Source organism: Saccharothrix variisporea, assembly GCF_003634995.1.
Lineage (GTDB): Bacteria > Actinomycetota > Actinomycetes > Mycobacteriales > Pseudonocardiaceae > Actinosynnema > Actinosynnema variisporeum.
In genome coordinates, this window is the sequence record NZ_RBXR01000001.1 from 8132059 (window position 1) to 8155859 (window position 23801).

Genomic DNA, 23801 nt, shown 5'->3' on the forward strand with positions numbered 1-23801 from the left:
CCCCGGTGGTGCCGGGGACGAAGGGGGACGGTGGGGATGACGACCGGGGAGGTCCCGGCCGCACAGCTCGTGGGCGAGGACGTGGAGGTCGTCGGCGCCCGGGTCACCGGTGTGCTCGACCTGACCGACGCGCCGGTGCGCACGCTGCGGTTCGTGCGCTGCCGGTTCGACGAGCCGCCCGTGCTGCGCGAGGCGTCGGTGCGGGGTCTGGAGTTCCACGGGTGCGAGCTGCCCGGCCTGGACGCGCGGCGGCTGCGCTGCCGGGGTGACGTGGTGCTGGCGGGCACGGTGGTGCGCGGCGCGGTGGAGCTGGGCGACGCCGAGGTGGGCGGCGAGCTGTCGTTCGAGGACAGCCGGGTCGGCGCGGTCGTCGCGCGGCGGGTGTGCGTGGGCGGCGACGTGCGCCTGGCGGGCGCGGCGCTGGGCGAGCTCGACGACGTGTCCCTGGACCTGCGCGGCGCGCGGGTCGGCGGCAGCGTGCTGGGCGAGAACGAGTTCCGCATCGGCGTCACGGCCCAGGGCGCGGTGCTGCTCGGCGACGCCCGGCTGGGCGGGGCGCTGACCCTGCGCCAGTCGCGGTGGGGAGCCCTGGACGCCGACCGCTCCCGGGTGGTCGGCGACGTGGACCTGACCGAGGCCCAGGTCCGCACGCTGTCGGTGGTCGGCGCGTCCGTGGGCGGCTCGCTGGTCCTGGGCGCGGCGCAGGCCGACGACGTGTCGCTGGACCGCGTCCGGGTGGCCGGGCACGTGCACCTGGCCTTCGCGCTGGTGCGCTCGGGCGTGACGCTCGTGGACGCCCGGATCGGCGGCGACCTGCGGGCGTCCCGGGCCGAGCTGCGCGACCTCGTCGGCACGCGCGCTCGCGTGACCGGGGACGTGGACCTGGGGCAGCTGCGCGGCGAGGACGCCGTGCGACTGCCCGCCGCGGACGTGGGCGGCAGCCTGGACCTGTCCGGCGCGGACCTGTCCGGACCGCTGGACCTGTGCGCCGCGCGCATCGGCGACGAGCTGAAGCTGGGCGACCTGGCCGTCGAGGGCACCCTGGACCTGTCCGCCGCGACCGTGCGCTGTCTCGTGGACCTGCGCGGAGCGCACCTGGGCGCACGGCTGGACGCGTGCGGCCTGGTGACCCGGGAGCTGCGCCTGACCGTGGAGGACCCGCCACACGGCCGCGTGGACCTCCGCGACGCCCGCTGCGCCACCCTGCGCGACAACGGCTCGTTCTGGTGCGCGCGCGGCGGCGTGGACCTCACCGGCCTGGACTACCGCCGCCTGGAGCCCCGGCTGTCCGACCGCGCCGCCGTCCGCCGCCGCCTGTCCCAACTCCGGGCGGCGACCGTCCGCTTCACGCCGGACGCGTACGACCGGCTCGCGGAGGTGCTGCGGTCGGAGGGGCAGGAAGCCGGGGCGGCGGCGGTGCTGGTGGAGAAGCAGCGGCTGCAGTACGCGGAGCGGGCGCGGTCGGCGGGGTGGGCCGGGCCGGCGGTGACGGCGTGGAGTTCGGTGGTGCGGTCGTTGACGGGGTACGGGTACCGGATGGGGCGCGGGGTGGCCGCCTTGGTGGCGGTGGCCGCGTTGGTGGTCCTGCTGGTGCCTTAAGTGGCTAGTGGCCGCCGCAGCACTCGTGCGGGTCGCGGGACTCGGTGGGGCGCAGCACGCCGCCGGCTGCGCGTTCCACCAACAACACCAAGCGGCCGTCCACGAGCGTCGGCCGCACGAACCCTTGCGTGTCCACCAGGTCCCCGGCCGACACGGGCACGCCGACACCCACGACCTCGTCCACCGCCGAGCTCGCCACGATCGCGCCCGCCGGGTGCACGCCCGTCAGCTCGTCCTGCCCCGGGAACCGGATGCACCGGCCCTCCGCCGGCGGCCCTTCAACCTCCTTCACCCGGCCGCCCAGCAGCAGCCCCTCCCGAGGCCCGGTGACCAGCGCGGTCAAGGCGAGCCGGGACACCTCACCCGAGCGGTCCACGGTTGTGAAGGCCAGTGAGACCTCGTAAGGGGACAGGGCGGCCAGGAGCAGTGCGTCCGCATGGGCGGCGCGGTGCCCGAGGGAGTCGGTGGGCACCGCGTGCAGCCACCACCTCATACGACGTCGATGAACACCGGGTTCGCGTAGAACCACAGGTCCGCCCACGGGTCGGCGTCGCCGATCACGTCCATCACCGGCCCACCGTCCGACGTCAGCCGGTTGCCGTCCGAGCCGCGCAGGCGCAGGTAGAAAGGACCCTCCACCTTCCGGAACGTGTGCGTGAAGCGGACCGTCCCGCGAGCGGTCCGGGAGACCTCGAAGGTCTTCAGCACCGACGTGTGCGGGGCGGAGAGCGTGTCGCGGTCGGTGGCCGGGCCGGTCACCGGGCCGCCGATCAGGTCCACCTTCGCCAGGCGCGGGATCGAGCCGCCGAAATTGGGGCGCATCGCCAGGCGCACCTCGATGGTCACCTCGACGTCCGCGCCGCGCGTGACGAAGGTCCGGCCGCCGACCGTGACGCCCCGGCCGTCGAGGTCAGTGCGGACCCGCAGGTCCAGGCCGTCCACCAACCGGCCGTGCACGGCCAGCACCTTGCCGCCCTGCAAGCCGCGCATGACGTCCACGTAGGACCGCGAGGCCGCGCCGACCAGGGTCGAGCTGTACTGACCGGGCCAGTAGTCCCCGTACACCTGCGGCTTGCCGGTGTCCACGGGGGCGCCGCGGGTGCCGGTCGTGGTGTGGTCGCCGGTGCCGGGGGTGAAGGTGTCGAGGTGGTTCTGGTGGCTGTCCGAGGTCGCCGTGACCCACCACGGCCGGCCCTCGGCCAGCAGCGAGTCCCACAGGCCGCCGACCTTCGCGGTCATCCAGTCGAAGCCGCCGTACGTGCGGTACGGGTTCTCGGTGGCGGTCGGGGCGTAGCCGGGGAAGCTGTCCTGGTTGGGGGAGGCCTCGTAGTAGCCGCGTGCGGCGGCCCGGCCCGAGGGCAGGCCCGCCGCCTGGTGGCCGGGCGCGCCTTCCATGCCGACCGCGACGCCGGGTGCCGCGTCCCGCCACCCGCGCAGCTCGTGCGGGCTGTCCACGCCCCGCCGGGCCGGGTGGTTGGCGAACATCAGCGCGATCTCGGTGCGGCCCGACAGCACCTGGGCTTCCAGGTAGCGCAGCGCCGCCAACGCGTACGGCTCGCCGTCCGCGCTGGTCGCGCGCGCGATGAGGCCCTTGCCGCCCTTCTCGACGGGCGTGGAGAGCACACCGCCGTCGTAGGCCGCCTCGAACGCCCGCAGGATGTCCACAGTGGACCGACCGGGCGGCAGGAACACGGTCGCGTGCTCCGCGCCCGGGATGTTCCACTCCAGGCCCTGGTAGACCAGCGTGCCGCGGTGCTCGGCGCGGGCCTTCTCGATGTCGGGCGCGACGAGGTCGACGGAGAACTTCTCGTGCGCCACCCCGCCGTGGTCGGTGATCACGACCCAGTCCAGGCCGTGCTCGCGGGCCTTGGCGACCTGCTGGGCGACCTCGTACTGGCCGTCGGGGGAGTACTTGGTGTGGATGTGGTGGTCGCCCGCGAACCAGCGGTCACGCGCACCCCACGGGTTGACCGGGCGGCGGTCCTCGTGCGCGGCGGCCGGGCCGGCGAGCGCGGCGGTGCCGGCGGCGGCGATGCCCAGGCCGGCCAGGAACCGGCGGCGCGCGACCGACAGCGGCCGGTCGTCCTCGGGATCGATCGGCTCGTGGTGGTGGTGTTCGTGGTCGTGCGACATGTGCGTGACTCCCGGTGTCCGACGGCGCCCGCGCAGGAGTATTCGTGGGGTGGCCGGCGCCCGGCGGTGGTGGAAGCGCGAACATGAGGTGAAATCACGGTGTGGGGGGCTCGCACTGAGCCGCGCGCGGCCGGCGAGCACACTGGGGTGCGTGGAAGGCAAACGCAGGCGTGGTGAGCTGCGCATTTACCTGGGCGCGGCGCCCGGGGTGGGCAAGACGTTCGCCATGCTGGGGGAAGCGCACCGCCGCCGTGAGCGCGGCACCGACGTGGTCGTCGGGTTGGTCGAGACGCACGGGCGTGAGAAGACCGCCGAACTGCTCACGGGGCTGGAAGAGGTGTCACGGCGGGTGCTGCGGCACAAGGGCGTCCAGTTCACCGAGATGGACGTGGACGCCGTGCTGGCCCGTGCGCCCGAGGTCGCCGTGGTGGACGAACTCGCCCACACGAACATCCCCGGCTCGCGCAACGCCAAGCGCTGGCAGGACGTCGAAGAGCTGCTGGACGCGGGCATCGACGTGCTGTCCACGGTGAACGTGCAGCACCTGGAGTCGCTCAACGACGTCGTCGAACGCATCACGGGCGTGCGCCAGCAGGAGACGGTGCCGGACGAGGTGGTGCGGCGCGCCCAGCAGGTCGAACTGGTCGACATCACGCCCGAGGCGCTGCGCCGCAGGCTGGCGCACGGCAACGTCTACGCCGCCCACAAGATCGACGCCGCCCTGGGCAACTACTTCCGGGTCGGCAACCTGACCGCGCTGCGCGAGCTGGCCCTGCTGTGGGTGGCCGACCAGGTCGACGTCGCCCTCCTGCGCTACCGCCACGAGCAGCGCATCACCGACACGTGGGAGGCCCGCGAACGGGTCGTGGTGTCGGTCAGCGGCGGTCCGGAGAGCGAGACGCTCATCCGCCGCGCCCGCCGGATCGCGACCCGGGCCGGCGCGGAGCTCGTGGTCGTCCACGTCCTGCGCGGCGACGGGCTGACCGGCGTGTCGCCGCAGTCGCTGGCTCGCGCCCGCAAGGTCACCGACGACGTGGGCGCGACCTTCCACACCGTCGTCGGCGACGACGTGCCCACCGCCCTGCTGGAGTTCGCGCGCGGGGTCAACGCGACCCAGCTCGTGCTCGGCACGTCCCGGCGGTCCCGGCTGGCGCGGGTGTTCGACGAGGGCATCGGCGCGGCGGTGATCCAGGCGTCCGGGCCGATCGACGTGCACATGGTCACCCACGACGAGGCCCGCCGCGGCCCGCGCTGGCAGCTGGGCCGCAGCCCGCTGACCCGGACCCGGGTGCTGCTGGGCTGGCTGCTGGCCGTGCTGCTGCCGTTCGCGGTCACCGGGGTCGGCGTCGGCTCCCGCGCCGAGCTGACCTTCTCCACCGACGTGATCGCGTTCTTCCTGGTCACGGTCGTGGTGGCGCTGGTGGGCGGACTCGGTCCGGCGGTCGGCGCGGCGCTGCTCGGCGCGGGCCTGCTCAACTACTTCTTCACCCCGCCCTACTACAGCCTCGCCGTGGCCACGCCGGAGAACCTGGTCACGCTGGTGGCGATGCTGCTGGTGGCCGTGCTGGTCGCCCTGGTGGTGGACCGCGCGGCGCGGCTGGGCGAGCAGGGCGCGCGGGCCCGCACCGAGGCCGCGTTGCTGGCCTCCTACGCCCGCACGGTCCTGACCAGCCCGTTCCCGCTGGCGCGGCTGCTGGAGAAGGTGCGGGAGAACTTCGGGCTGGACTCGGTGGCCCTGCTGGAGCGCCGTGACGGCGGCTGGGAGCGGGTGGCGTGCGTCGGGCCGCGGCCGTGCGACGAGCCCGACGACGCCGACGTGGACGTGCCGGTGACCGGTGACGTGCACCTGGCGCTGCGCGGCCGGACCCTGCCCGCGAGCGACCAGCGCGCCCTCGAAGCCGCCGCCGGGCAGGCGCTGATGGCGTTGCGGCAGCAGCGGATGGCCGCCGAGACCGCCGACGCCCAGCGCCGCGCCGCCACCACCGAGCTGCGCACCGCCCTGCTGTCGGCCGTCGGCCACGACCTGCGCACCCCGCTGACCTCGATCAAGGCCTCCATCGGCAGCCTGCGCGCGCACGACATCGAACTGTCCGAAGAGGACACCCGCGAGCTGCTGGAGGCCATCGAGGTCTCCGCCGACCGGCTCACCGGCCTGGTGGACAACCTGCTCGACTCCTCCCGCCTGGCCACCGGCGCGGTCGCGCCGCTGCTGCGGGCGGTGACCTACGACGAGGTCGTGGCGCGGGCACTGGCCGGCATCGACGACCGGCGGGCGGTGGAGGTGGAGGTCTCCGAGGGCCTGCCCGCCGTGCTCGCCGACTCCGGCCTGCTGGAACGGGTCGTCGCCAACGTGATCGACAACGCCCTGCGGCACGGCCGGCTGTCCCCGCGCCGCGGGGTCGACGTGGACGGCGACGGGGCCATCAGCGCCGACGAGCCGGAGATCGCCGTGCGGGCCAGCGCCCACGGCGACCGCGTCGAACTGCGGGTGGTCGACCACGGGCGCGGGCTGCCGAAGAACACCGCGGACGCCGTGTTCGCGCCGTTCCAGCGGTTGGGGGACCGGGACAACACGCCCGGCGTCGGGCTGGGGCTCAGCGTGGCCAAGGGTTTCGTGGAGGCGATGGGCGGGTCGATCGCCGCCGAGGACACGCCCGGCGGCGGGCTGACCATCGTGATCTCCCTGCCGGCGGCGGAGGTGGCGGTCGCATGACCACCGTGTTGGTCGTGGACGACGACCCGCTCATCGTGCGCTCCTTACGCATCACGCTCACCGCGCACGGGTTCGACGTGCTCACGGCGGCGGACGGGTCGTCCGCGTTGGCAGCTCTGCCCGGTGTGGACGTGGTGGTGCTCGACCTCGGGTTGCCGGACCTGGACGGGATCGAGGTGATCGGGTCGGTGCGCGAGCGGTCGACCGTGCCGATCGTGGTGCTGTCCGCGCGGGTGGGCTCGGCGGACAAGGTGGCGGCGCTGGACGCGGGCGCGGACGACTACGTGACCAAGCCGTTCGGGGTGGAGGAGTTCCTGGCCCGGCTGCGGGCGGCGGTGCGCCGGACCGCGCCGCGCCCGACCGGCGAACCGCCCGTGCGGACGGCGTCGTTCACCGTGGACCTGGCCGCCAAGCGCATCCACCGCCCGGACGGCGACGTCCACCTGACCCGCACCGAGTGGGCGCTGCTGGAGGTGCTCGTGCGGGCGGGCGGCGCGCCGGTGGCCGGGCGCGAGCTGCTGGAGAAGGTGTGGGGCGCGGGCCACGAGGACGCCGGCCACTACCTGCGGGTGTACCTGGCGCAGCTGCGGCGCAAGCTGGAACCGGAGCCGTCGCGCCCGCGGCACCTGATCACCGAACCCGGTCGCGGCTACCGCTTCCAGCCGTGAACGGCGTGTGACACCGGGCCGGTGGGCCGGTCGGAGTCGGCGGGACCGACCCGGCGTGAGCACGCTCGCGGGTGGCCGGGTCCAGAAGGGGAAGTACCCGACGCACCCAGTGGTCGCACGGCGCCCCGGCAGTGTTCCCGGAGTGTGTCCCGCGTCACTCCGGGAACCGGGCGGTGGCGCGCCCCGACTGCCTGGGGGAGAACCTTGGGGGTCAGGATGCAACGCCGAACTTTCTTGCGCGCCACCACGTTGTCCGCCGGCGGCGTGGTCGCCGGGGGACCTGCCGCCGCCGCGGGTCCCGCCACCGCCGCGAACCCGCTGCGGGTGCAGGTGCTGATGTTCGACGGGGTCGAGGAACAGGACTTCGTCGCACCCGTCGAGGTCTTCGGCCTCGCCGCGCGGATGGGCGGTGCGGTGACCCACGCGCTGGTCACGCCCGACCGCCCGGCGACCGTGACCTGCTCGTACGGCCTGCGCGTCGACGTCGACCGCGGGTGGTCGCCGCACGACGCCGACGTCCTGGTCGTCCCCGGCGGCGGCTACACCGACCGCGACGGGCCGGGCGTGCACCGGCTCATCGCGGACACCCGGTTCCTGCGCCGCCTGACGGGCGTCCAGGCCCTGCGGGTCGGCATCTGCACCGGCGTGATGGTGCTGTCGGCGGCCGGCCTGACCAAGGGCAGGCCCGCGACCACGCACCGGGGTGCGCGAGCGGACCTGGCGGCCCAGGGCGCGACCGTGGTCGACGCCCGCGTGGTGGACGACGGGACGCTGGTGACCGGCGGCGGCATCACCTCCGGGCTGGAGGTGTCCCTGTGGTTGCTGGAGCGGTTCCTCGGTGCGCAGTTCACCCAACGGGTGGAACAGGTCCTGGAGTACGAGCGGCGCGGCACCGTCTGGCGGGCCTGACCGCGGGAGCCCGACGCCACTTCGGGATCCCGTTGAACGGATCGGGGCGCCATCTCGTAGAGCAGTCGCGGAGCCGGGGCGGCTCCCGTTCGGCGACGGCACCGGCGAACCCGGGTGGCCTGGCAGGGCCCGTCGTCGACGGACGCGGGGGCCGAGGGTCCGCATCACCCTCGGCCCCCGGCCCGCGCCGGTATTTCCGTGGAGAACCCACGCCGGGTGCGCCCATACTGCCGCGCGTGCACCCGTCCCGCAGCAAAGCCGACCTCCTGGCGGCCGTCCAGTCCGGCGAACGCCCCCGCTTCCTGTTCTTCTGGAACCAGAACACGCCGGGCACCACCGTGCACAAGGGCTGCCTGAGCCAGTGGTACCCGTCCCCGTTCACCGCGGAGGGCCACACCTTCGCCACCGCCGAGCACTACATGATGTGGCGCAAGGCGGTCCTGTTCGACGACGCCGACACGGCGAACCGCATCCTGGCCGCCGGGCACCCGCGCGCGGCCAAGGACCTGGGCCGGCGGGTGCGGGGGTTCGACCAGGGGACGTGGGAGGCGGAGCGGTTCGGCATCGTGGCCGAGGGCAGCACGCTCAAGTTCGCCTCGACCCCGGCGCTGCGCGAGTACCTGCTGGGGACGGGCGCGCGGGTGCTGGTCGAGGCGAGCCCGCTGGACCGGGTGTGGGGCATCGGCCTGACCGAGGACGACCCGCGCGCCGCCGACCCCGGCCAGTGGCCCGGCGAGAACCTGCTCGGCTTCGCCCTGCACGAAGCCCGCGCCCGCCTGCACCGCCCGACGGCGGCGTCCCTGCTCAGGAGGACGTGACGGCCAGCGGGCGCCGGCCGCCCTTCACCCACACCAGCGACCCCGGCTTGCGGGCCTCGCGGCGGATCTTGAGCAGGCCGAGCTTGTAGGTCAGCCCCTTGTACGCCGCGCCGACGCGTCCGCCGACGTAGAAGTCGATCGGCGTGTCGTCCTTGCGGGAGAACTGGCGGATCGCGGTGCGCTGCCCGAGGCTGACGCACGACCCCACGGAGGCCACGTCGAGCGGTTTCGGCGTGGTGCCCGCGATGCGGCTGAGCACCGTGTCGGCGGCCAGCGCGCCCAGCGGTGCGGCGGCCTGGCAGCTCATCCGCAGCGGCGCGCCCGAGGGTGCGGCGGCGTCACCGGCGGCCACGACCCGGTCGTCGTCGACGCTGGTCAGGGTCTCGTCGGTGAGCAGCCGGCCCAGGTCGTCGGTGCGCAGACCGCTGTCGGCGGCCAGCGCCGGCACGGCGAAACCGGCCGTCCAGATCGTCACCGCGCTCGGGTGCGCCGTGCCGTCCGCGAGGACGACCGCGTCCGCCCGCACCTCGGCGACCTTGTCGTGCTCGACCACCGTGACGCCGTGCCGGGACAGCCACTTCGCGATGTACCGGCGGGACGACCCGCTCAGCGCGGGGGCGAGCGCGCCGCCGCACACCAGCGTCACCCGGCGTCCGCGTTCGGCCAGTTCGGCGGCGGTCTCGATGCCGGTCAACCCGCCGCCGACCACCGTGACCGGCGCGTCGGGGCGCAGTTCGTCCAGCGCGCCGCGCAGCCGTTGAGCCGACTCCAGGTCGGCGCCCGAGACGGCGAACTCGGCCGCCCCGGGCACCGCGGTCGGCACGGCCCCGGTGCTGCCGACCGCGTAGATGACGTAGTCGTAGTCCAGCGCCTCCCCGGAGGCCAGCCGCACGGTGCGGGACGCGGTGTCGATGCGCGTGGCGGTGTCCACGACCAGGCGGACGCGCTCGTCCAGCAGCGTGCCGAAGTCGTGCGTGGCCCCGCCGGTGCCGGCCACGAACTGGTGCAGCCGGATGCGGTCGACGAAGGTCGGGCGCGGGTTGACCAGCGTGATGTCCACGTCGTCGCGCACCCGCAGCCGGTTGGCCGCCAGCGCCCCGGCGTACCCGCCGCCGATGACGACGACCTTGTGGTGGTTCATGGTTCCTCCCCTTTCGGTGTCGGTCACCGGTACGACCGCGCAGCGCCGCGAAACGTCAGGCGCCTGACAATCGGGTGGGCTGTCCGGTCGAACTGGTGTAGGACACGACCCGAGGAGGCCCCGACCATGAGCTCGCACGCCGATCACCTCGACCCGGACCTGAGCGTGGTCATGGGCGAACGCCGCCGGCTGATCAACCTCGCCTACCGGCTGCTCGGGTCGCTGTCCGACGCCGAGGACGTGGTGCAGGAGACCTACGCCCGCTGGTACGCGATGTCCGAGGCGGAGCAGCGGGCCATCGACTCGCCGGGCGCGTGGCTGAACAAGGTGGCCGGCCGGCTGTGCCTGAACGTGCTGTCCTCGGCACGCGTGCGGCGGGAGACCTACGTGGGCGAGTGGGTGCCCGAGCCGCTGCCCGACCCCACCGAGTGGATCACCGGCCGGCCCGCCGCCGACCCCGTCGACCGGGTCACCCTGGACGAGTCGGTCAGCATGGCCTTCCTGGTCGTGCTCGACGCCATGACCCCGGCCGAGCGCGTGGCCTTCGTGCTGCACGACGTGTTCCGCTACTCCTTCGCCGAGGTCGCCGACGTCGTGGGCCGCACCCCGGCGGCCTGCCGCCAACTGGCCTCCTCCGCCCGCCGCCGCATCCGCGACGCCCGGCCACCGACGACCCCGGCCGCCCGGCAGGCACGGCTCGTCCGCGACTTCAAGCAGGCCCTGGAAGCCGGTGACGTCAAAGCCCTGGTCACGCTCCTGGACCCGGACGTCACCGCGATCGCCGACGGCGGCGGCCTGGTCAGCACCACCCTGCACCCGGTCGAGGGCGCGGAGGGGATCGTGCGCTCGCTGCTGCGCTTCCAGGACCGGCTGCGCGGCCTGACCCTGCTGGAACGCACGGTCAACGGCCAGCCCGGACTGATCGCCCAGCAGGACGGGGTGACGGTGTCGGTCTACGCGTTCGAGGTCGCGGACGACCGGATCAAGCGGATCTGGGCGGTCCGCAACCCGGAGAAGCTGCGCTCGTGGACGATCGGGTAGCGGGGACGGGACCCGTGCCGGCGGACGGGATGTAAGCCGGTTGTAAGGCACTCGGCGCATGCTGGAGGCGTTCGCAGGCGACGGCACCCGTGGAGCCGGGCCCGCACCGGACGCGAAGGGGGAGCCGTCCGGCGTGGGCGACACCGGAACCCGCCCGGTCGCGTCGGTACTCCCGGCCCGCACCGCCCGCGAACCCGGAGGCGGTCGCCGTGGCTGTGCCGGCGCTGGCCACGGCCGACCCTCCGGTCTTCGCGCGGTGTGCCCAGCGGCCTCCCCGGACCTTCGCCACCTCGGGAGGAGTCGTGACGACCGGTCGTCTGTTACCCGGCGTCTTCGCCGAAGAGCGGCACCTCGTGCCCGCGAACGCGCCCACCCACCACTCCGCGCACCTGGGCGACCGCTACCGCGCGGTGTGCCGCGCCCTGTGCATCCCCGTCGACTCGGGCGGCTGCGACACGTGGCAGCGCTGGCCGATCTGCCCGAACTGCGCCCGCCACCTGCTGGGCGGCGCACTGGTCCCGCTGGTCGGTTCGCTCAACTGAGACCGGCTCTTCGCCACTTCGGCGGCACCGCACGAGGGGTCAGCCGCCGCGGCAGTACCGCCGTCGCCCGTCGGACGGTGGCCACCGTCCGCCGTCCGGTGGCCGCCGTCCGACGGCCCCCGGTCCGGCACGTCGCCGGTGTCGGGGTTTCGGCGAGTGCCGGACCGGGAACCCATCCGGCAGCGGGGGAGCGGGTGAGGGGTGTGCCTCAGTAGCCGCGGTACCCGGTGCCGGCGCTGATGCCGACCAGGCCGGGGTGGCGGTCGAAGCCGCCGTAGCGGGCGTAGGTGTAGCGGACGCCCGCGATGATGTTGTCGACCGGGTTGAAGATGTCGTCGTGGCCGGGCAGCTTGTACGCCTGGAAGGTCGGGTCGATGCACTGCATCAGGCCCTTGGACGGCGTGCCGCGCGCGGCGTTGGAGTCCCAGTTGTTCACGGCGTTGGGGTTGCCGTTGGACTCCTTCTCGACGATCGTCCAGATCTCGTCGACGGCGTCCTCGGTGATCGGGGTGCCGTTGGCGGCCAGGATCGCGATCGCCTCGCGCGCCCAGGCCTCGACCTGGCGCTGCGTGGGCGACTTGCGGGCCTCGGCGGCCTCGTGCGCGGCCCGCGCGGCGGCCTCGGCGGCGGCCTGCTGACGGGCCTGGTAGCCGCTCTGGGCGACACCGCTGGCCTGGTTGAAGGCGTGCAGCGCGCTGAGCTGTTCCTGGCGGATGATGCGGGCGGTCTCCGAACCGAGGTCGACCGCGTGGATCGTCTCGACCTTGCCGGTGCGGACGTTCTCGTCGGGCAGCCCGCCGAACTCGGCACCGCCCGCCATGGGGTTGAAGCTGCCGCTGGTCACGGCGTGCGCCGCGGCGCCGGCACCGGTCACGATGCCGACCGCGACCGCGACACCGGCGAGTCTTTTGGGCAACCTGCGATCGGGTTCGGCGCGGTGCGCGCCGATGTATCCCGGTGCGGACGCGCTGACCGTGTAGACGGTCGGCGCATCCGCCCGGGACTTCCTATGGCGAGCCAAGGGAAGTGCCTCCTGCGTCGGGGAGCTCCACCACCGGCCACCTGGCGGGGGATCCAGGCCGGGGAGCGGTCCGGGGGATGACTGCTCGCCCGTGTCCGGCCGGTGATAGAACCGTTATCTGGCGGCCTGGAACGTAACCGTTGGTCACGCGTCTAGACAAGATGAGCACCAATAGGGGTGACGCAGGTCACGTTTGTTGACGGTTGCGCTACTCACAGTCAACAGAATTCCCTTGAAGGGCGAATTCGCCTCCAGTACCGTGACCAGCGGTATGGGGATCTTGTACTTCTTCCTGTGATCGGTCGCCGGTCCGCGTAGAGCCACGCTCCGCGGCGGCATCCACCGCAAACCTTCCACCGATCGACTCGGTCGCCACCCGTGCGCGCCGAGAACAGGAGTCTGCCTTGCGCACCGCGCAACCCCCACAACTGTCCCTGCACGACGTCACCAAGCGCTTCGACACGCGGGTCGTGCTCGACCGCGTCACCCTCGCCGTGAAGCCGGGGGAGAAGGTCGGGGTCATCGGCGACAACGGGTCCGGCAAGTCCACCCTGCTGGCGCTGCTCGCGGGCCGGCTGCGACCCGACCACGGCGAGGTCACCGCCGTCGCGCCCGGCGGCGTCGGCTACCTGCCGCAGACCCTGGACCTGCCGCCGCACGCGACCGTCGCCGACGCGATCGACCTGGCCCTGGCCGACCTGCGCGCGCTGGAGACCGAGATCCGGCGCCGCGAGCTCGACCTGACCGACGTCGACCCGAGCGGCCTGGACCGCTACGCCGAGCTGGTCGAGCGGTTCGAGGCGCGCGGCGGGTACGAGGCCGACACCAGGGTGGACATCGCCCTGCACGGCCTGGGCCTGCCCGGCCTGGACCGCACCCGCCCGCTTCGCACCCTGTCCGGCGGCGAGCGGTCCCGCCTGGCGCTGGCCGGCACCCTGGCCGCCGCCCCGGAGACGCTGCTGCTGGACGAGCCGACCAACGACCTGGACGACCGGGCCGTGGCGTGGCTCGAACAGCACCTGCGCGCCCACCGGGGGACCGTCGTGGCCATTACCCACGACCGCGTGTTCCTGGAGCACGTGACCGACACGATCCTGGAGGTCGCGGAGGGCGGCGTGCGGCGCCACGGCAACGGCTACGACGGCTACCTCACCGCCAAGGCCGCCGACCGGGCGCGGCGGCTGCGCGAGTACGAGGAGTGGCGTGCCGACCTGGCCCGCCACCAGCGGCTGGCGTCCACGCACGTGGCCCGCCTGGACGCGATCCCGCGCAAGCTGCCGCTGGCGGTGTTCGCGGCCGGCCCGTTCCGCGCCCGCGGACGTGGTCACGGGGCGATGAGCCGCATCCGCAACGCCAAGGAACGAGTGCACCGCCTGACCACCGCCCCGGTCACCCCACCCCCGGACCCGCTCCGCTTCACCGCCCGGTTGGACGCGGTGTCGGCGTCGGTCGCGTCGCTGTCCGACGTCCGGGTCGGCGACCGGCTGCACGTGCCCTCGCTGGTCGTGGGTCCGGGGGAGCGCCTGCTGGTGACCGGTCCGAACGGTGCCGGCAAGACCACGCTGGTGAAGGTCCTGGCCGGCGAGCTCACGCCCGACACCGGGGACGTGGTCCTCCCGGCCCGGGTCGGGCACCTGCGCCAGGACGACGTGCCGCTGCCGCGCGGCATGACGGTGGCCCAGGCCTTCGCCGCCGGCCGCGGTGACCCCGAGGAGTGGGCGGATCGGCTGCTCGCGCTCGGCCTGTTCACGCCCCGGGACCTGCGGCTGCGGCTGGGTGAGCTGTCCTACGGGCAGCGGCGGCGCGTCGAGCTGGCGCGGCTGGTCACCGAACCGGTGGACCTGCTGCTGCTCGACGAGCCGACCAACCACCTGTCGCCGGGCCTGGTGGAGGACCTGGAGCACGCGCTGGCGGACTACGCGGGCGCACTGGTCGTGGTCACCCACGACCGCCGCATGCGGGAACGCTTCACCGGCCGCCGCTTCCACCTGGAGCAGGGCGTGGTCGCGGCCTGACTGACCCCCGCCCTGCTCCCGGTCGGCTCAGGCTGGGAGCAGGGCCTTCTCCGCCGCCTCCGCCGCGTCCACGGTCTGCGCGAGCAGCAGCGCGATCGTCATCGGCCCCACGCCGCCGGGCACCGGCGTGATGAACCCGGCCCGCTCGCTCGCCGCCACGTACTCCACGTCCCCGACGTTGCCCGGGTTGTACCCGGCGTCCACCACCACGGCACCCGGCTTGAGCCACGCCCCGCGCACCAGTTCCGGCTTGCCCACCGCCGCCACGACGATGTCCGCGGTCCCCACCACCGACGCCAGGTCCGCCGTGCGCGAGTGGCAGTAGGTGACGGTCGCGTTGCGGGCCAGCAGGAGCATCCCCACCGGCTTGCCCAGGATCGGGCTGCGCCCCACCACGACCGCGTGCCGGCCCTCCAGTTCGATCCCGTAGGCGTCCAGCAGCCGCAGGATGCCGCCCGGCGTGCACGAGTGGAACCCGGGCTCGCCGAACGCCATCGCGGCGAAGCTGTGCATGGTGACGCCGTCCACGTCCTTGCCCGGCGCGATCGCCTCGAACGCGGCCCGCTCGTCGATGTGCCCCGGCACGGGGTGCTGCAGGAGGATGCCGTCCACCAGCGGGTCGGCGGACAGCGCGGAGATCGTCTCCACCAGCTCTTCCGTGGTGGTGGACGCGGGCAGCTCGACCGCCCGCGACTCGATGCCGACCTTCGCGCACCGCGAGCGCTTCATCTTCACGTAGGTCTGCGAGGCGGGGTCGTCGCCGACCAGGACGGTGGCCAGCAGCGGCGCGCGGCCGGTCCGGGTGGTGAAGGCGGCGGCCCGCTCGGCGGTCTGCTCCAGCAGGGTGCGCGCCACGGCGGTGCCGTCGAGGATGCGTGCGGTCATCGAGGTACTCCTCACCCGAAGGAATGAGGGGCACCCAGGCGGGCGATGCCGGCTCGCTTGCACTCCCCGGTGGTGAATCCACCCGACGCCAGTCGTGCACCGCTGATTCTACGGGAGATCAAGGTCACACAGGGGTGCGCACCGGCACCCGACCTGGAGGAGGTGATCACCGGGTTGCCCGAGCCCGTGCCCGCCTCTTCGTAACCGCCCGTACATCGAGGGCCCGGCGAATTATGCTGTTCGGGTCCGCCCCCGGGGTGGACCGGACACAGCGGACGATGACAGGCGGGCTGATGGCGGTGCAGTACGGTCGATCTTCGGGGCAGCGCCGGCCGGCTTTCGGGCGGGTCGACCCGTTCTGCCTGTTCGCCGTGCTGCCGATGCTGCTGCTGGCGGGCCTGTCGTTCTGGGGCGGCATCGCGATCGTGGGGGTGATCGTCATCGTGGCGGCGATCCTGCTGGTCGTGTTCGACTCGTGGTCCAACCGCCCGGCGAAGGTGAACCACGACGCCGAGTACTACGACGACGACGACAACTACTGAGCCTTCCAGGGCGCGACGCCGATCCGGCCCGTGCTGCCCAGGTCGAGGGTGACCGCGGGGGAGTCGACCCGCGAGGGCTCGCCGTTGGGCGGCAGGCGCGGGGTGAAGGTCTGGCGGGGCGCGCCCTCGACCGGGGCGATGTCGATCCGCACACCGACCTGCGGCGGCTGGGACACGTCGTCGTAGGTGTTGCGCCACAGCACCGCCGTGGTGGCGGTCGCGCCGGGCTGGAGGACCACGTCGCCCGGTGGCGCGGTGAACGCCTCGACGGACGAGATCTCCGCCGACGCCGCCCCGGTGAGCACGCGCACGTCCAGCGGCCGGCCGTCGGCGTCGAGCAGCCGCAGGTCCGGGTAGCCGGTCAGGGTCCGGGGTTCGGTGCCGCAGTTGACGGCCTTGAGGCTCAGCACCCGCAGGCCCGACGCGGCCTCGGCCTCCAGCGCCGACACCGCGATCCCCGACTCCGGGCAGCCCGGTGCCTCGACCGTGGGCACCAGCGTGATGTCACCGGAGCGCGCGGCCACGGGCGGGGTGCCGCAGGCGGCCAGGAGCAACAGCGGCAGCACGACCCGAGCCTTGATCACGTTCCGATCATGGCACAGCCACGCCGGTCACGAAGTCCGCGGCCAGCGCGGTGAACTCCTCGACCCGTTCGATCTGCGGCATGTGCCCGGTGTCCGGGAACAGGTGGCTGCGCACCCCCGGCAGCGCGGCGACGGCGGCGTGGAAGTGCTTGACGGGCAGCACGGTATCCCGGTCGCCCCACACCACCAGCGCCGGCTTGCCCGCACTCACGACCGCGGCCAGCAGCGCCCGCCGCCACCCCGCCCGGCTGCCGACCACCGGCAGGCCCAGGCTGAGCAGCGTGCCGACGAAGGTGGCCCGGAAGTCCGGCTGCCGCCCGACCTTGGCCGCGTGCCGGACCCGCTCGTCCGTCGCGAACGCCGGGTCCGCGAACAGGGCCTGGTTGAGCCGCAGGCCGGCCTCCTTGGCGAGCGGGCGGAAGCGCGCGCCGACCACCGGCAGCACGGACAGCACCCCGTAGAGCATGGGCCGCAGGGGCAGGTTGGCCTCGCGGCCGAAGCCGGCGCTGTTGACCAGCACCAGCGACGCCACCCGGTCCGGCCACGTCGTGGCGACGGTCATCGCGACCGCGCCGCCCAACGAGTTGCCCATGAGGTGCACGGGTCGGTGCTCGCCCAGCGCGTCCAGCACGCCGACGACGGCCCGCGCGAACGTCGGGAGCCCCGGCTTGGCGCGCAGCTTGGGGGTCAGGCCGAAGCCGGGCAGGTCCACGTTGACCACGCGGAACGTGGTCGCCAGCCGGTCCTGCGCGTCCTGCCAGTCCTCCAGGCTGCGGCCGATGCCGTGCACCAGCACCACCGGCCACCCGCACCCGGACCGCGACCCCGTCCACCGAGACGGTCGTCGTGTCCGCCGCGGTCATCGCACGACCGCCGGCTTCGCGGCCCGGGTGCCGGCGAGCTGGTCGCCGATGTCGCCGCGCAGCGTCTGCACGGCGTCGATCACGTAGTTCTGCCGCACCCGCCACGGGCTCCGGTCGCCCTGACCCGGGAAGTCCCCGATGGACCGCTGGATGTAGCCGGAAGCCAGGTCCAGCAACGGTTGCCGGGTCATCACCCGGTCCGGTCGCGGCACGACCGAGCTGAACCCGTTGCGGTCCAAGTGCTCCAGCACCCGGCACACCAGCCGCGAGGACAGGTCGGCCCGCAGCGTCCAGGACGCGTTGGTGTAGCCGATGCACACCGCGAAGTTCGGCAGGCCGGTGATCATCGCGCCCCGCCACACGAACTGCTCGGACAGGTTCACCGGCGTCCCGTCCACGCTCGGCTCGATCCCGCCGAAGGCCTGCAACCGCAACCCGGTCGCCGTCACGACGATGTCGGCGGGCAGCACCTTCCCGGACTTCAACCGGATGCCCTCGGGCACGAAGGTGTCGACGTGGTCGGTCACCACGGACGCCTTGCCCGCGTTGACCGCCTTGAACAGGTCCGCGTCGGGCACCGCGCACAGCCGCTGGTCCCACGGGTCGTAGGTGGGCGTGAAGTGCTCGCGCACGGCCGCCGGGTCCTTGAGCACCTTGGTCGACAGCTTGGTCAGCAGGGTGCGCGCGGCGCCGGGGAAGCGGCGGCAGAACTGGTAGAAGCCGGTGGTGAAGGCGATGTTCTTGGCGCGGGCGAGCTGGTGCGCGAGGCCCGCGGGCAGGGCGGAGCGCAGGGCGTCGGCGATCTTGTCGCGGCCCGGGACGGGGCTGATCCACGTCGGCGAGCGCTGGAGCATGGTGACGTGCGCGGCGGTGTCGGCCATCGCGGGCACGAGGGTCACGGCGGTCGCGCCGCTGCCGATGATGACCACTCGCTTGCCCGCGTAGTCGAGGTCCTCGGGCCAGAACTGCGGGTGCACGACCTGCCCGGCGAAGCTGTCCCGCCCGGGGAACTCCGGCTCGTGGCCCCGGTCGTAGTCGTAGTAGCCGGCGCAGGAGTAGAGGAAACCGCAGGTCAGCGTGCCGCCATCGGACAGGGTGAGGGTCCAGCGCTGGTCGGCGGTCGACCAGTCGGCGGCGACGACCTTCGTCCGGAACCGGATGTGCCGCTCGATGTCGTGCTCGGCGGCGGTGCGGCGGATGTAGTCGCGGATCGACGGGCCGTCCGCGATGGCCTTGGGGTCCCGCCACGGGGCGAACGGGTAGCCGAGGGTGAACATGTCCGAGTCGGAGCGGATGCCGGGGTAGCGGAACAGGTCCCACGTGCCGCCGATCGCGTCGCGCGCCTCGAGGATCGCGTAGGTCCGGCCGGGGTGCTCGGTGCTGAGCCGGTACGCCGCGCCGATGCCGGACAGGCCCGCGCCGACGATCACGACGTCGAGGTGGGAGGGTTCCGTGGTCGCCATGCGTCACAGTGTGCTGAACCCGCCGGTTCCGCTTCTTGACTTCACACGACAACTATTTGACCCTGGACGACATGTCGGTGGTCCGGTCGGCCGGGTTGCGCGGGTTCCGCGCCACGGTGGCCGAGCTGGGCGGGCACGCCGACGACTACGCCGCCGCCGCGGGCCTGCCGGTCGCGGCGCTGGACGTGGACGACCTGCTCGTGTCCGACCGCGCCCTGGTCGCCGTGCTGGAGATCGCCGCCGAAGCGTTGCAGTGCCCCGACCTGGGGTTGCGGGTGGCGTCCCGGCAGGACTTCGGGATGCTCGGGCCGCTCGCGCTGGCCATCCGCAACTCGCCGACCGTGGCGGACGCCCTGGAGTGCACGTCCCGCTACCTGTTCGTGCACGCCCGGTCGCTGAGCCTGACCATGGAGGACGACCCGTACGGGGCGCGGGGCGTGGCGGCGCTGCGGTACGGGCAACCGCCGTGGCTGCCGGTGTCGGTGCAGGCGACGGACCTGGGGCTGGGGTTCCTGCACCGGGCGATCAAGTTCCTGGTCGGCGGGTCTTACGGGCTGCGGTCGGTGGAGCTGCCTTACACGCCTGTTTCAGTTGGTGTGTATGAGGAGTTCTTCGGCACGACTGTCCACGTCGGACGTTCCGCGCCGATGCTGCGGGTGCCGCGCAGCCTGGCCGCGCAGCCGTTGGCCGGTGGTGACGAGCGGGTGTGGCGGCTGGCGCTGGCGTTCCTGGCCGAGCAGACCGCCGGGGAGGGTGCGTCGGTGGCGCTGCGGGTGCGCGGGGTGGTCGTGCAGTCGCTGGGTACCGTGCCGCCGGAGGTGGGTGCGGTGGCGCGCTTGGTCAACATGCACCCGCGCACGTTGCAACGGCGGCTGGCGGCCGAGGGGACGACGTTCGCGGAGATCCTGGACGACGTCCGCCGCCAGGCCGCGCTGCGCTACCTGACCACGACGGACATGCCGATGAGCCAGGTGGCCGGGATGCTGGGCCTGTCCGAGCAGTCCGCCCTGAGCCGCTGCTGCCGCCGCTGGTGGGGCGCGACCCCCAGCGCCATCCGCCGCAGCGGCCCGCCGCCCGGCGCTGGGCCGTCCGACCTCCCGTGACCTCCGTCCGTGTCGCCTGCGGTCCGTGTCGCCTGTGGTCTGTGTCGCCTGCGGTCAAATCTCTGTCGCGCTCGGTCAAGTCTCCGGTAGTCGTAGACCTGCACCCTGTGTTCATGCGCAACTACCGGTTCAGCGGCGGCACGGCGGTGGTCACGGGTGCGGCGAGCGGTATCGGCGAGCAGCTCGCGTACGGGCTGGCGGCCCGGGGCAGTGACCTGGTGCTGCTGGACCGGGACGCCGACCGGCTGAAGAGCGTGGTCGACACGATCGCGCGGCGGCACCCCGGCGTGGCCGTGGACAGCGTGGTCGCGGACCTGTCCGACGTGTCCGCGCTGCCCGCCCTCGGCGCGGACCTCTTGGCCGCGCACCCGCGCGTCACGCTGCTGGTCAACAACGCGGGCGTGGCCCTGGGCGGGACGTTCGACCAGGTCAGCGCCGAGGAGTTCGACTGGGTGCTGGACGTGAACTTCCGCGCGCCGGTCGCGCTGACCCGCCTGCTGCTGCCGCGCCTGCTGGCGTCGCCCGGCAGCCACGTCGTGAACGTGTCCAGCCTGTTCGGCCTCATCGCGCCGCCCGGCCAGGCCGCGTACTCGGCGAGCAAGTTCGCGCTGCGCGGGTTCTCCGAGGCCCTCCGGCACGAGCTCGCGCCGCGCGGTGTCGGCGTGACCACCGTGCACCCCGGCGGCATCCGCACCCGCATCGCGGAGTCCGCGCGCGTGGGGTCGGGGGTGCCCGCGGACCAGGTGTCGCAGGGCAAGGACGGTTTCGCCAAGCTGCTGACCTACCCGGCGGACAAGGCGGCCGAGCAGATCCTCGCGGGCGTGGAGAAGCGCCGGGGACGCGTGCTCATCGCGTTCTCCGCCGTGGCCCCGGACCTCCTGGCCCGCCTCTTCCCGACCCGCTACTTGGCCGTGCTCAACTTCTTGAGCCCTTCGGCCGCCCGCAAGGCCTCGTCCGGCTGAGCCCCTTCCCGCGCCGCCCACTGCGCCAACCTCGGCTCCACGGCGGCGTAGACATCGGGGTCCAGCCCCATCCCGGTGTGCGTGCTGCGCACTTCGACGCACTCGGCCGACGGGTCCCGGCACAACTCCGGCGGCGCGACGATGTCCCGAGCCGAGAAGATCGCCAGCGCGGGCACCTGCGAGGGCAGCGGTGCGGCCAGGCCGGCCATGCTCGTGTCGTAGCAGTCACCGGTGAAGCACTGCTCGTCCAGCAACCCCGGCACACCCCACGCCGAAGCCCGAGCCAGGAACCGCGCCACCCGCACCACCGCCGGGTGCGCGCCGAGCGGGTTGAGCACCGGACTGCCCAGCATCACCAGCCCCCGCACCAGATCCGGCCGCCGACCCGCGACCAGCCGAGCCAACCACCCACCCCGACTCTGCCCGAACAGGACCACCCGCCCGCCGGTCTCGCGAGCGTGCTCGACAACCCGCTTCTCCAGCCGCTCCACCAGTTCCGTGGTGCACCCGACGTTCAACCCGATCCGAGCCCCGACCGGCCGATACCCCCGCGCACGCAACCACCGCGCCGCGATCAGCAAGCTGGTGTCCCCGAACCCGAACCCAGGCACCAACACCACGCCGACCCCACGCCCCTGCCGAGGATCAACCCTCCGCCACGCGGGATGCCGCAACAACCGGGGCAACTCCATCATCGTCACCAACAGCACCTGCTCCCCGGCAAAGGCCCGAACCCCCCGAGACGCGCGCTGCGCATGACCGCTGAACGTCCACACGTGGCACTCCTCCCACCGGCGGCAAGTGCCCCGTGGGTACCCCACAAAACCCCTTTGTCACCCGCCAACCCCTCCCAACTCCACCCCCACCTCTTCCCCGCACCCGCCCTCACCCCCGCCTGCCGCGCCGCCCGCCCATCGCCGCCCGCCTGCCGCGCCGCCCGCCCGCCCGCACCCCCGACACCCGCCCGCCCGCACCGCCGACCCCTGCCCACCCTGCCCAGACGCAGCCCGCCCGCCAGACCACGCGCCGCCAGACCACGCGCCCGCCCGCAGCCCTCGCAGCGGTCACCGGACTGCGACGCTGGGTGTGGGCGCGGGCGGAGGGTGACGCGGACGCAGCGCAGGCCCGGCGGTGCGGCAGGCGGCATGCGGCGACGGGCGGCATGCCGCGGTGGGCAGGCTGCGTGCGGGCTGCCGGCGGCACTGGGCGCGCTGCTGTGGGCGGGCTGCTGCGGCGCGGCGGAGCGGCGAAAGGCAGGCGGCGACCGGCGCGAGGCAGGCGGCGGGTTGCTGCCGGGCGGGCGGCGCGGCAGGCAGGCGGGCGGCGCGGCAGGCAGGCGGGCGGCGCGGCAGGCAGGTGGACGGCGCGGCAGGCAGGTGGACGGCGCGGCAGGCGGGCGGCGAGGGCGGGAGGCGCGGCAGGGGCAGCGGGCGGCATGCGGCGATGGGCGGGCGGCATGGCTGCTAGCGGCATCGGTGGGCGGCTGGTGGGTGGGGCAGGCGGCGGGTGGCGTGGAGGCAGGCGGCGGGCTGCTGCGGCGCGGCGGGGTGGCGCGAGGCAGGGCCGGGCTGCATGGCTGCTGGCGGCACCGGCGGGCGGGGCAGGCAGCGGGTGGCGTGAGGCAGGGGCGGGTTGCGGCGGCGCGGCGGGCTGCGGCGGAGTGGGGTTGCGGCGGGGGTGGAGCGGGGGTGCCGGGGGAGTGGGGACTGGGGCCGTTGACCGCGCTCCTTGTTTACGGGACGCGTGAGTCGGGGTTTGGTCGCGGATCCTGTATGTCACCCGATTGGGTGTTTCTCCGGCAGTCGGCAGTCGAGCACCCCGACCAACCCCCTACAACTGCTCCGCGCACCGGATCTCCCCAGGGCAACTGCGCAGCACCCTCACCCGAGGCGCGGTGGTGATCACCGCCGGCGGGGTCGCGGCTCCGCCGGGCCACTCCAGGGAGATCGCCAGCGAGGACGCGTTGTTCTCGTAGTCCTTCTCCACCAGTGCCCGGTCCGCGTTGACCACGTTCACCACGTCGTACACCCCCGACGGCACGTGGGTCAGGTCCAGCCACTGGAAGTCGACCTCGTAGTCGTAGTCGTCCCCGTACCCCACCGAGATCCCCTGCTTCACGTCCAACGCCGCCGGCTCTCCCCGCCTGCACGTGTTCTCCCGCAGGAACAACGCCAGCCGACCCTCCGGGCTGGACAGGTCGTGCGGACGGGCCGGCAGGTCGCGGGCGTCTCGGGTGGCGTAGCGGTCGCCCAGGCAGAAGCCGGTCTTGCGGTCGTTCGCCACCGTCTCCCCGGACGGCGTGCGCAGCATGAAGTGCTCGAAGTCCAGCAGGTGCCAGTGCTCGTGCGTCGCCGCGGGCTCGTAGTACACGGTCGCGGGCAGGTCGCGTTGGGCCGTCTCGTACGAGCCGGGGATCGAACGGTCCACACCGGACTGGAACGCCTGCCTCGCCCGCATGACCGACTCGGCACCGGACCGCTGCGCGTAGATCACCAAAGGGCCGTCGCCCACGTTGTCCGCCGACGTCGTGAAGCGCAGCCGCACGGCACCCGCCGGCCCGGTCGACAGGCAGGGACCGTTGGCCGCCAGCGGGTCCTCCACCAGGCACACGTCCCAGTCCCGGCACTGGCCGGGGTCGCGCGCGGTCCCGCCGGGGCACCCCACCGGCGCCTGTCTCAGGTCGGGCAGGAGGGGACCGGACTCGACCGGGGCGCCGAGTGCGGCCACGGTCATCGCGGCCGTCGCCGCGGCCTGGAGTTTCCTGATCACCGGGACAACCTAGTGCCACCAAGCACAACC

Annotated in this window: 20 protein-coding genes, 1 pseudogene and 1 riboswitch; of the genes and pseudogenes, 11 read left to right on the plus strand and 10 right to left on the minus strand. The window is 73.8% G+C overall.

The features are described from left to right. The first annotated feature begins 36 nt into the window (after nucleotides 1-36). Nucleotides 37-1599 carry a hypothetical protein gene (locus tag DFJ66_RS37200; RefSeq protein ID WP_121228518.1) on the plus strand — a complete coding sequence of 521 codons (1563 nt, stop codon included), beginning with the start codon at nucleotides 37-39 and terminating at the stop codon, nucleotides 1597-1599. A 4-nt stretch (nucleotides 1600-1603) separates the two neighbouring features. On the opposite strand, the gene DFJ66_RS37205 is transcribed toward DFJ66_RS37200, so the two are convergent. Both DFJ66_RS37205 and DFJ66_RS37210 read right to left on the minus strand, forming a co-directional pair. After that, the gene (locus tag DFJ66_RS37205; protein ID WP_121228526.1) at nucleotides 1604-2092 is read right to left on the minus strand and encodes a hypothetical protein; all 489 of its coding nucleotides are present in this window, start codon (nucleotides 2090-2092) and stop codon (nucleotides 1604-1606) included. Then, nucleotides 2089-3732: a PHP domain-containing protein gene (locus DFJ66_RS37210; protein WP_170199899.1), complete on the minus strand. Its 1644-nt coding sequence runs from the start codon at nucleotides 3730-3732 to the stop codon at nucleotides 2089-2091. Before DFJ66_RS37210 ends, DFJ66_RS37205 begins: the two co-directional genes overlap by 4 nt. A 151-nt stretch (nucleotides 3733-3883) precedes the next feature. Here DFJ66_RS37210 and DFJ66_RS37215 point away from each other — a divergent pair, with 151 nt between their 5' ends. The 4 genes from DFJ66_RS37215 (at nucleotide 3884) to DFJ66_RS37230 (ending at nucleotide 8840) form a co-directional block, all read left to right on the plus strand. After that, nucleotides 3884-6445 carry a sensor histidine kinase gene (locus tag DFJ66_RS37215; RefSeq protein ID WP_246030067.1) on the plus strand — a complete coding sequence of 854 codons (2562 nt, stop codon included), beginning with the start codon at nucleotides 3884-3886 and terminating at the stop codon, nucleotides 6443-6445. Continuing rightward, nucleotides 6442-7113, plus strand: coding sequence for a response regulator (locus DFJ66_RS37220; protein ID WP_121228530.1), 672 nt, complete (start codon nucleotides 6442-6444; stop codon nucleotides 7111-7113). The genes DFJ66_RS37215 and DFJ66_RS37220 overlap by 4 nt, the downstream gene beginning before the upstream one ends. 216 nt (nucleotides 7114-7329) lie before the next feature. Further along, nucleotides 7330-8022, plus strand: a complete 693-nt coding sequence (locus DFJ66_RS37225; RefSeq protein ID WP_121228532.1) for a DJ-1/PfpI family protein — start codon at nucleotides 7330-7332, stop codon at nucleotides 8020-8022. 236 nt (nucleotides 8023-8258) lie between these two features. Continuing rightward, complete coding sequence (locus DFJ66_RS37230; protein WP_121228535.1) at nucleotides 8259-8840, plus strand: riboflavin biosynthesis intermediates N-glycosidase; 582 nt, start codon at nucleotides 8259-8261, stop codon at nucleotides 8838-8840. On the opposite strand, the gene DFJ66_RS37235 is transcribed toward DFJ66_RS37230, so the two are convergent. Then, a complete protein-coding gene (locus tag DFJ66_RS37235; RefSeq protein ID WP_121228537.1) occupies nucleotides 8827-9981 on the minus strand; it encodes an NAD(P)/FAD-dependent oxidoreductase in 1155 nt (384 codons plus the stop codon). The two genes, DFJ66_RS37230 and DFJ66_RS37235, sit on opposite strands and share 14 nt — an antisense overlap. Before the next feature lie 126 nt (nucleotides 9982-10107). On the opposite strand from DFJ66_RS37235, the gene sigJ reads away from it, so the two are divergent. Together sigJ and DFJ66_RS37245 are read left to right on the plus strand one after the other, a co-directional pair. Next, the gene (gene sigJ, locus DFJ66_RS37240; protein WP_121228539.1) at nucleotides 10108-11022 is read left to right on the plus strand and encodes an RNA polymerase sigma factor SigJ; all 915 of its coding nucleotides are present in this window, start codon (nucleotides 10108-10110) and stop codon (nucleotides 11020-11022) included. Between the two features lie 302 nt (nucleotides 11023-11324). Beyond that, nucleotides 11325-11564, plus strand: coding sequence for a hypothetical protein (locus tag DFJ66_RS37245; protein ID WP_121228541.1), 240 nt, complete (start codon nucleotides 11325-11327; stop codon nucleotides 11562-11564). A gap of 208 nt (nucleotides 11565-11772) precedes the next feature. Here DFJ66_RS37245 and DFJ66_RS45520 read toward each other — a convergent pair. Beyond that, a pseudogene (locus DFJ66_RS45520) lies at nucleotides 11773-12123 on the minus strand (transglycosylase SLT domain-containing protein); the annotation flags it as partial. Nucleotides 12124-12989: 866 nt separating this feature from the next. On the opposite strand from DFJ66_RS45520, the gene DFJ66_RS37255 reads away from it, so the two are divergent. Next, complete coding sequence (locus DFJ66_RS37255) at nucleotides 12990-14600, plus strand: TlrC/CarA/OleB/SrmB family ABC-F type ribosomal protection protein (RefSeq protein WP_121228543.1); 1611 nt, start codon at nucleotides 12990-12992, stop codon at nucleotides 14598-14600. 27 nt (nucleotides 14601-14627) lie between these two features. Here DFJ66_RS37255 and DFJ66_RS37260 read toward each other — a convergent pair whose 3' ends face one another. Further along, nucleotides 14628-15485: a bifunctional 5,10-methylenetetrahydrofolate dehydrogenase/5,10-methenyltetrahydrofolate cyclohydrolase gene (locus DFJ66_RS37260; RefSeq protein WP_121228545.1), complete on the minus strand. Its 858-nt coding sequence runs from the start codon at nucleotides 15483-15485 to the stop codon at nucleotides 14628-14630. A 25-nt stretch (nucleotides 15486-15510) separates the two neighbouring features. Beyond that, nucleotides 15511-15591: riboswitch (ZMP/ZTP riboswitch) on the minus strand. 172 nt (nucleotides 15592-15763) lie between these two features. Here DFJ66_RS37260 and DFJ66_RS37265 point away from each other — a divergent pair. Next, entirely contained in the window at nucleotides 15764-16027 is a 264-nt protein-coding gene (locus DFJ66_RS37265) for a hypothetical protein (RefSeq protein WP_147459459.1), read from the plus strand. Here DFJ66_RS37265 and DFJ66_RS37270 read toward each other — a convergent pair. From DFJ66_RS37270 to DFJ66_RS37280, 3 genes are read right to left on the minus strand one after another with little or no spacing between them, the layout of a single operon-like run. Then, nucleotides 16021-16611 carry a DUF4232 domain-containing protein gene (locus DFJ66_RS37270; RefSeq protein WP_170199901.1) on the minus strand — a complete coding sequence of 197 codons (591 nt, stop codon included), beginning with the start codon at nucleotides 16609-16611 and terminating at the stop codon, nucleotides 16021-16023. The two genes, DFJ66_RS37265 and DFJ66_RS37270, sit on opposite strands and share 7 nt — an antisense overlap. A 7-nt stretch (nucleotides 16612-16618) precedes the next feature. Then, nucleotides 16619-17410 (minus strand): alpha/beta fold hydrolase, encoded by a 792-nt coding sequence (locus tag DFJ66_RS37275; RefSeq protein ID WP_121228551.1) that lies wholly within the window; start codon nucleotides 17408-17410, stop codon nucleotides 16619-16621. A gap of 60 nt (nucleotides 17411-17470) precedes the next feature. After that, nucleotides 17471-18937, minus strand: coding sequence for a flavin-containing monooxygenase (locus DFJ66_RS37280; RefSeq protein ID WP_121228553.1), 1467 nt, complete (start codon nucleotides 18935-18937; stop codon nucleotides 17471-17473). Nucleotides 18938-19008: 71 nt separating this feature from the next. Between DFJ66_RS37280 and DFJ66_RS37285 the strand changes: the two genes are divergently transcribed. Beyond that, on the plus strand, nucleotides 19009-20040 hold the full coding sequence (locus tag DFJ66_RS37285) for an AraC family transcriptional regulator (RefSeq protein ID WP_121232316.1): 1032 nt from the start codon (nucleotides 19009-19011) through the stop codon (nucleotides 20038-20040). Nucleotides 20041-20153: 113 nt separating this feature from the next. After that, nucleotides 20154-21002, plus strand: a complete 849-nt coding sequence (locus tag DFJ66_RS37290; protein ID WP_121232317.1) for an SDR family NAD(P)-dependent oxidoreductase — start codon at nucleotides 20154-20156, stop codon at nucleotides 21000-21002. On the opposite strand, the gene DFJ66_RS37295 is transcribed toward DFJ66_RS37290, so the two are convergent. Beyond that, on the minus strand, nucleotides 20942-21697 hold the full coding sequence (locus tag DFJ66_RS37295) for an alpha/beta fold hydrolase (RefSeq protein WP_170200286.1): 756 nt from the start codon (nucleotides 21695-21697) through the stop codon (nucleotides 20942-20944). The two genes, DFJ66_RS37290 and DFJ66_RS37295, sit on opposite strands and share 61 nt — an antisense overlap. Before the next feature lie 1135 nt (nucleotides 21698-22832). Beyond that, on the minus strand, nucleotides 22833-23771 hold the full coding sequence (locus tag DFJ66_RS37300; protein ID WP_121228555.1) for a lysyl oxidase family protein: 939 nt from the start codon (nucleotides 23769-23771) through the stop codon (nucleotides 22833-22835). Nucleotides 23772-23801 lie beyond the last annotated feature (30 nt).

Bases quoted from the DNA above. Each gene is read 5' to 3' on its own strand.
- DFJ66_RS37200 (WP_121228518.1), top strand. From the start codon at position 37: ATGACGACCGGGGAGGTCCCGGCCGCACAGCTCGTGGGCGAGGACGTG.
- DFJ66_RS37205 (WP_121228526.1), bottom strand. From the start codon at position 2,092: ATGAGGTGGTGGCTGCACGCGGTGCCCACCGACTCCCTCGGGCACCGC.
- DFJ66_RS37210 (WP_170199899.1), bottom strand. From the start codon at position 3,732: ATGTCGCACGACCACGAACACCACCACCACGAGCCGATCGATCCCGAG.
- DFJ66_RS37220 (WP_121228530.1), top strand. From the start codon at position 6,442: ATGACCACCGTGTTGGTCGTGGACGACGACCCGCTCATCGTGCGCTCC.
- DFJ66_RS37225 (WP_121228532.1), top strand. From the start codon at position 7,330: ATGCAACGCCGAACTTTCTTGCGCGCCACCACGTTGTCCGCCGGCGGC.
- DFJ66_RS37235 (WP_121228537.1), bottom strand. From the start codon at position 9,981: ATGAACCACCACAAGGTCGTCGTCATCGGCGGCGGGTACGCCGGGGCG.
- sigJ (WP_121228539.1), top strand. From the start codon at position 10,108: ATGAGCTCGCACGCCGATCACCTCGACCCGGACCTGAGCGTGGTCATG.
- DFJ66_RS37260 (WP_121228545.1), bottom strand. From the start codon at position 15,485: ATGACCGCACGCATCCTCGACGGCACCGCCGTGGCGCGCACCCTGCTG.
- DFJ66_RS37265 (WP_147459459.1), top strand. From the start codon at position 15,764: ATGACAGGCGGGCTGATGGCGGTGCAGTACGGTCGATCTTCGGGGCAG.
- DFJ66_RS37280 (WP_121228553.1), bottom strand. From the start codon at position 18,937: ATGGCGACCACGGAACCCTCCCACCTCGACGTCGTGATCGTCGGCGCG.
- DFJ66_RS37285 (WP_121232316.1), top strand. From the start codon at position 19,009: ATGTCGGTGGTCCGGTCGGCCGGGTTGCGCGGGTTCCGCGCCACGGTG.
- DFJ66_RS37290 (WP_121232317.1), top strand. From the start codon at position 20,154: ATGCGCAACTACCGGTTCAGCGGCGGCACGGCGGTGGTCACGGGTGCG.
- DFJ66_RS37295 (WP_170200286.1), bottom strand. From the start codon at position 21,697: ATGATGGAGTTGCCCCGGTTGTTGCGGCATCCCGCGTGGCGGAGGGTT.